Source organism: Microbacterium sp., assembly GCF_036277215.1.
Lineage (GTDB): Bacteria > Actinomycetota > Actinomycetes > Actinomycetales > Microbacteriaceae > Microbacterium.
This window is the reverse complement of record NZ_DASUNI010000013.1, coordinates 1-6,490: the sequence shown is the minus strand read 5'-3', so window position 1 is coordinate 6,490 and position 6,490 is coordinate 1. Positions and strand designations below refer to the sequence as shown.

7 protein-coding genes and 1 pseudogene are annotated in these 6,490 nt (G+C 68.2%); 4 read left to right on the top strand and 4 right to left on the bottom strand.

All coding sequences use genetic code 11. From position 1 onward, the window contains the following. Positions 1 to 34: 34 nt before the first annotated feature. The 3 genes from VFX99_RS00730 to VFX99_RS00720 all read right to left on the bottom strand — a co-directional run bounded on the left by VFX99_RS00730 (position 35) and on the right by VFX99_RS00720 (position 3,347). Positions 35 to 1,309, bottom strand: a complete 1,275-nt coding sequence (locus tag VFX99_RS00730; RefSeq protein WP_329664405.1) for a DUF445 domain-containing protein — start codon at positions 1,307 to 1,309, stop codon at positions 35 to 37. Between the two features lie 37 nt (positions 1,310 to 1,346). Further along, positions 1,347 to 2,519, bottom strand: a complete 1,173-nt coding sequence (locus tag VFX99_RS00725; protein ID WP_329664404.1) for an acyl-CoA dehydrogenase family protein — start codon at positions 2,517 to 2,519, stop codon at positions 1,347 to 1,349. A gap of 66 nt (positions 2,520 to 2,585) precedes the next feature. Beyond that, positions 2,586 to 3,347 carry an alpha/beta hydrolase gene (locus tag VFX99_RS00720; RefSeq protein WP_329664403.1) on the bottom strand — a complete coding sequence of 254 codons (762 nt, stop codon included), beginning with the start codon at positions 3,345 to 3,347 and terminating at the stop codon, positions 2,586 to 2,588. A gap of 55 nt (positions 3,348 to 3,402) precedes the next feature. Here VFX99_RS00720 and VFX99_RS00715 point away from each other — a divergent pair, with 55 nt between their 5' ends. Beyond that, positions 3,403 to 3,828 carry a pilus assembly protein CpaE gene (locus VFX99_RS00715; RefSeq protein ID WP_329664402.1) on the top strand — a complete coding sequence of 142 codons (426 nt, stop codon included), beginning with the start codon at positions 3,403 to 3,405 and terminating at the stop codon, positions 3,826 to 3,828. Positions 3,829 to 3,849: 21 nt separating this feature from the next. On the opposite strand, the gene VFX99_RS00710 is transcribed toward VFX99_RS00715, so the two are convergent. Further along, positions 3,850 to 5,055 carry an MFS transporter gene (locus tag VFX99_RS00710; protein WP_329664401.1) on the bottom strand — a complete coding sequence of 402 codons (1,206 nt, stop codon included), beginning with the start codon at positions 5,053 to 5,055 and terminating at the stop codon, positions 3,850 to 3,852. A 401-nt stretch (positions 5,056 to 5,456) separates the two neighbouring features. Here VFX99_RS00710 and nrdH point away from each other — a divergent pair, with 401 nt between their 5' ends. The 3 genes and pseudogenes from nrdH to VFX99_RS00695 form a co-directional block, all read left to right on the top strand. Next, complete coding sequence (gene nrdH / locus VFX99_RS00705) at positions 5,457 to 5,690, top strand: glutaredoxin-like protein NrdH (RefSeq protein WP_329664400.1); 234 nt, start codon at positions 5,457 to 5,459, stop codon at positions 5,688 to 5,690. A gap of 15 nt (positions 5,691 to 5,705) precedes the next feature. Next, positions 5,706 to 6,176, top strand: a complete 471-nt coding sequence (gene nrdI, locus VFX99_RS00700) for a class Ib ribonucleoside-diphosphate reductase assembly flavoprotein NrdI (protein WP_329664399.1) — start codon at positions 5,706 to 5,708, stop codon at positions 6,174 to 6,176. Beyond that, positions 6,158 to 6,490, top strand: a pseudogene (locus VFX99_RS00695) (ribonucleotide-diphosphate reductase subunit alpha); the annotation flags it as partial. The gene nrdI and the pseudogene VFX99_RS00695, both read left to right, overlap by 19 nt.

Here is a 6,490-nt window from a genome sequence, read left to right as displayed (position 1 = left end):
CCTCGTAACGCGGCGTCAGAGTGGTGCCGCCGCCTCAGCCGAGCAACGCGTGGGCGATCGTGAAGATCAGCAGCCCGGCGAGCGCGCCGACGATCGTTCCGTTCAGGCGGATGTACTGCAGGTCGCGCCCGACCATCAGCTCGATCTTCTCGGTGGTCTCCTTCGGATCCCATCGCTCGACGGTGTCGGTGATGATCGACGCGATGTCGTGGCGATAGCGGTCGACCAGGAACACCGCGGCATCCGTCACCCAGCCGTCGACGCGGCGCTGCAGCGCGACATCCGTCACCAGGCGCTCGCCCACTTCGGTGAGCGCCTGCGCGGCCCGGCGTCGCAGTCCGCTCTGCGGATCGGCCAATGATTCGAGCAGCCCGGCCTTGGCGGTGTTCCACGCCTCCGAAGCGAGCTCCCTGACGCGGGGGCTGTCGAAGAGCGTCGCCTTCGTCGCTTCGAGTCGCTCCATCGTCGCCGGGTCGTGCTGGAGGTGATCGGCAAGGCGGCTGAGATAGCCGTCGATCGCGATGCGGGCCGGGTGCCGGGTGTCGCTGCGGACCGCGGCGACGAACTTGACCGCCTCGTTGTAGACGGTGTCATCGACCAGGCGCTGCGCAACCGACGGCACCCACGGGGGCAGTCGCCGCGACACCAGCCCGGTGAACGATGCGTGGTTGGCTTCGAGCCAGGTCGCGAGGCTGTCGACGGCGAGGTCGACGACCCCGTGATGGGATCCCGACTCGACGATCCGGCCGAGCCAACCGCCCAGCGGCGGCCCCCAGGCCGGTTCGAGCAGATGCTCGCGGGCGAGATCCTCGATGACGTCGTTGACGTCGTCGTCGCTGAGCGCGCGCAGGATCCCGGCCGCGATGAGGGATGCTTCGGCACCGACGCGCTCGGCATGCGCGGGGACCTGCAGCCACTCGCCGAGCCGCACCGCGATCGCGGTCTGTTCGAGCTTCGTGCGCACCACGTCGCCACGCAGGAACTCGGTCTCGACGAATTCGCCGAGGTTCTGCCCGATCTCGTCCTTGCGGTTCGGGATGATCGCCGTGTGGGGGATCGGTATGCCCAGTGGATGCCGGAACAGCGCGGTGACCGCGAACCAGTCGGCGAGCGCCCCTACCATGCCGCCCTCCGCGAAGGCGCGGACGTAAGCGAGGGGCGGGTACTGGTCCTGGAGCGTGAACGCGAAGACGAACAGCACCGCCATGAACAGCAGCGCCCCGAGGGCCACGCCCTTCATCACGCGCAGTCCGCGGCGACGTTCCTGATCGGCGGGGCTCAGCAGAACCGTGGCGGTGTGAGCAGTCATCTTCTTCTCTCCGGCTCGATTCGTGCGCTCGGCGCCCTCATGCTTCGAGGGGGCCGAGCCATGCGGTCGCGACGGTCGAATGGGCCGACTCCGGGTCGGACGGGTGGAAGAGGCCGGCGAGCACATCGCGGTACAGCCGACCGAGTTCGCTGGACGACAAGTACGACGAGCCTCCGGCCACGAGGATCGCGTCGTCGACCACGCGCTTCGCCGTCGTCACCGCACGGTGCTTGAGACCTGCCAGCAGCGAGAACCACCGTCGGCCGTGATCGACGGATTCATCGATGTCGCGGCACAGCGACTCCAGCTGGGGCGGGAGCGCGTCGTAGGCGAGCGCCATGTCGGCCACGCGCCAGCGGATGTCGGGATCCTGGCTGTAGGCCTCTCCGGTCTTCTTCGACCTCCGTCGGCCCGCGGTCTCGACGGCGAGGTCCAGCGCACGCCGGGCGATCCCGGTGTACACCGACGCGAGAAGCACCTCGAAGACGCTGAAGATCGCGAACACGAGGGGATCCGGATTCGGTCCGGGGTCGATGCGCCGTACGACCCGCTCGGCTGGAACGATCGCGGCGTGAAGTTCGGTGGTCCGCGACTGTGTGGCGCGCATGCCGAGCGTGTCCCAGTCGCTGCGCGTCACGATCCGACCGTCCGCCTCCTCCGATCGCGGCACGAACGCGTAGACCATCTTCGGCGCGTCCGGCGAAGCCGCGTCGAGCCCGTGCAGGCCCAGCTGCGTCCACACCGGGGCGAGCGAGGTGAAGATCTTCGTGCCCGTGAACGCGTAGGAGCCGTCGGGCTGCGGCGCGGCATCCGTGTCACTGCCGAACAGAACGAGGTCGTTGCCCGCTTCGCTGATGCCGAAGGCGAAGACCTCGCCCGCGGCGGCGCCCTCCTGCACGAAGCGCAGGTCTTCGATGCCTCGGTCAGCCAGGACCTTGGCGACGCCCGTCCAGACGAGGTGCATGTTGATCGCGAGCGCCGTCGCGGGGGCCGCACCGGCGAGCCGCTGCTGCAGAACGGACGCCTCGACCAGGCCGAGACCGGCGCCGCCGAGCTCTTCCGGCACGAGGATCGCGAGGTAGCCGGCGCTCTTGAGCTCGGCGAGGTCTTCGTCAGGGAACGTGTTCTCGCGATCGTGGACGGCCGCCCGGTCGCGGATGCGCGCGAGCAGATCGTCGGGGAGGTGCACCGCCGGGTCGAAGTTGCTCACCAGGTCATTCTCCCCGCTTGCAGTCGAGCGGGGGTCGGGGCGGTGCGGCGCGGCGGGATGACGCGCTCAGCGCTCGAGGAGGCGCAGCAACTCCGCGATCGTCGCTTCGGGCTTGTCGCGATGCGGTGAGTGCCCCGCGCCGGCGACCGTCGAGTAGCCGATCGACGGGTTCGCGTCCCGCAGCCGATCCATCCGCTCGCCCCAGTAGATGCTGTAGACGGTGGGGTCGGAGCCGAGGATGTGCGTCGGCACGGTCAGCGCGGCCGCGGCGGCGGTCACGTTCCACGGGTCGTTCTGTGCGCTGGTCTGCTCGACCGCCCAGCGACTGGCCTGACGCGCGGCGACCGCCTTCAGTTCGATGTCCTGTGGATGCCACTGGGGGTGGGCGGCGCGAACGGCGTCCTCGGTCGGGTCCGCGAAGGCATCCTCCTGGCTCGCGCGCACGATCTCGAGGTCGCGGTCCGTCGGCTGGATCGCCGGATCGACGAGCACCAGCCGTCGTGCCCAACCCGGGTGCCCGTGCGCGGCGACGATGGCGGCTGCTCCACCGAGCGAGTGCCCGACCACCAGGTCCCACGGGCCACCGCCGTGGGGTTCGGCCGCCGCGACGTCGGCGGCGTACGCCCGCACGGTGTAGTCCAGCGCCCGCGGAGCCACCCCGTGCCCGCGCAGGTCGACCGCGACAGCGTGCCAGCCCGCGTCTGCCAGGGCGACGCCGTACCGCCACATGAGCGGACCGTTCGAGCCGAGTCCGTGGATGAGCAGGGCACGCTGCGCCGAGCCGGGATCGCCCCACGACAGACGGGGGAGTGTGAGCGGTGCGGGCATGGCAACAGACTACGAGTGGCCCGGTGCTCTCCCGGACGGGGCCATGATTGATGGCATGATCTCGACGGAAGCGGCAGTCGCACTGCGCGACGCGGGCCTGGTGTGGCACCCGCGCTCGGGCGACCGGTTCCAGCTCGACGAACCGGAGTTCGAGGCCGACGTCTTCACCGTGAGCGAGATGACGATCGAGCCGCGCGACTACCCGACCGGCCGCATCCTGTCGTTCAACGGCACCACGGAGTGGGCGCTGGACTCGGTCGCGCTCGAAGACGCGCTGTGGCTGCCGTCCGAGGATCAGCTGCGCGAGCTGCTGCGCGGGGCGTTCCGGAGTCTTCGCCGCCTGGCCGACACGCACGAGGTCGAGATCGTCCTGCGGCGGACGCAGGAACCGCACGATGACGAAGTGCTCGTCTTCCAGCATCCCGAGCCCGCCGATGCGTACGCGCAGGCCGTCCTGGAGATGCTGAAGCGCATCGCCTGAACAGTGCCGGTCACACGGCGCTCACGTGATCGTGGCGACCGGCTCGGTGTCCGGCAGCGGGCTCGGATCGCGGTGCCGGAGGTCGGGGAACGCACGCACGCACGCCACCGCGACGACCGTGCCGACCAGCGCGAAGCCCGCCGCCGCCCAGTACGCGCCCTCGGGCCCGATCCCGTCGATCAGGAAGCCGGCGACCGCCGATCCCGCGGCTGCACCGATCAGCTGACCCGTCCCGATCCAGCCGTACGCCTCGGGGGTCTCGCTGAACTTGACGCTGGCGCTGGTCATCGCGAACAGCACCGCCAGAGCAGGCGCGATGCCTATGCCGGCGACGAAAAGCGTCCCGCCGAGCCAGAAGATGTTCAGCGACACGACCGTCAGCGAAAGGCCGACCGTGACGATCGCCAGCCGGCGCGCCATCGCCCACGGGCCGATCGGGATGTGCCCGAACGACAGGCCGCCGGCGAGGCTGCCGATCGAGAAGATCGCCAGCACGATCCCCGCCTCGAGTCCACCGTGATCGAAGGTCGCGACGACACCGGCTTCGACGGCGGCGCATGCCCCGATCAGCAGGAAGCCGATCACCGTTGCGAGCAGCACCGGAGGTTTGGCGAGGACCTTGCCGAGTCGGCGGCGGCTGCGCGGGATGCGAACCCGTCCGACCTCGGGGGAGAGGATGAACCACGCGCCCCCGCTGAGCAGGATCGCGACGATCAGCAGCAGAGCCTGCACCGTGCCGACCTGGGTCGCGACCACGGTGATGACGACCGGCGCGACGATCCAGATGACCTCCTGCAGCGACGCGTCGAACGAGAAGAGCGGTGTCAGCTGCCGGGAGTTGACCATCTTCGGGTAGATGGTGCGCACGGCCGACTGCACCGGCGGCCAGGCGAGACCGGCGATGAGTCCGAGGGCCATGTAGACCGGGACGACCGTCTCGGCGAGCGCGACGGCGGTGATCGCGATGGAGCAGATGACCAGAGTGATGGTGAGCACACGGCGCATGCCCCAGATGCCCATCCACCTGCTCGTGACGGGTCCTGAGATCGCCTGGCCGACGGATGTGGCGGCGAGGACCAGTCCGGCGGCGCCGTACGAACCCGTGACGTGCTCGATGTGGAGCAGGATCCCCAGGCTGATCATGCCGTTCGGAAAGCGCGCCGTCAGCTGCGCGGCCATGATGCGGGCGACTCCGGGAGTGCGCAGAAGTTCCCGGTAGCCAGCCACCCGTCAACGCTACCCGGCCGGTGAGCGGAGGCAGGCGTGGCTGCGCCGTGGCGCGGATCGATGCGACACGCCGGAACACGCCCGCGACACGCCCAAGACTGCATTCCACAGCCGGATCGGATGTCGGAGGCCCGGCTTATCTTCGGGCCTGTGGACAGACGCGGCCGGGGCGTCTGAAACCGGCGTGATTCAGGGTTTTTCCAGGTTCGCGTCGAACCGCCACCCTGTGGATGAAACGGTGGACAACCTGTGTTGTATATGGGGAGAGCGGTGGAAAACTACACGGATGTAACTACTAGCCCTTGTGGTGCTATCGAATGTCGGTACCCATATGTAGTATTGGTCTCCCGGTGGGGGGTCTACCGGAAGAAGTACCGGACGAGAGGGAGAGACAGACCAAAATGTCGATCACGGTCTACACCAAGCCAGCCTGCGTGCAGTGCACGGCGACCTACCGCGCGCTGGACTCGAAGGGCATCGAATACGAGGTTCTCGACCTGTCTCAGGACCCTGCCGCCCTCGAGCAGGTGAAGGCGCTGGGTTACCTCCAGGCGCCGGTCGTCATCACCGATGAGGACCACTGGTCGGGCTTCCGTCCCGACAAGATCGACGAGCTCGCCACGCGTCTCGCGTAGCCACGCGGAGTAGACATGGTCACTGCGGTCGCCGTGCAGCAGCGCAGCGCGACCGACAAGACCGGCCGCCAGGCGCCGTTGCTCGTTTACTTCTCGAGCATCTCCGGCAACACCGCCCGCTTCGTCGACAAGCTCGGTCTGCGGTCCGTGCGCATCCCCCTTCACCCCTCCGACCCGGATCTCGTCGTCGACGAGCCCTTCGTGCTCGTGACCCCCACCTATGGCGGCGGTCAGGGCCGGGGCGAGGAGAAGGGCGCTGTCCCCAAGCAGGTCATCCGGTTCCTCAACGAAGAGCAGAACCGCAAGCTCATCCGCGGAGTCATCTCCGCGGGAAACACCAATTTCGGCGAGCACTTCTGCCTCGCCGGAGAGATCATCAGCCGCAAGTGCTCCGTGCCGCACCTGTACCGGCTGGAACTGTTCGGCACACCCGATGACGTGGACCGCGTGAACGAAGGATTGGAACGATGGTGGAAGCTGCAGTGAAGGACGAGAAGACCTTCAAGTCGGAGGCCCGCTTCGAGGGGATGGACTACCACTCCCTGAACGCGATGCTCAACCTGTACGACGAGAACGGAAAGATCCAGTTCGACGCCGACAAGCGCGCCGCACGGGAGTACTTCCTGCAGCACGTCAACCAGAACACGGTCTTCTTCCACTCGCTCAAGGAGCGTTTGGACTACCTCGTCGAGAAGGAGTACTACGAGCCCGCGGTGCTCGAGAAGTACCCGTTCGAGTTCATCCAGAAGCTCAACGACCTCGCCTACTCGAAGAAGTTCCGGTTCGAGACCTTCCTCGGG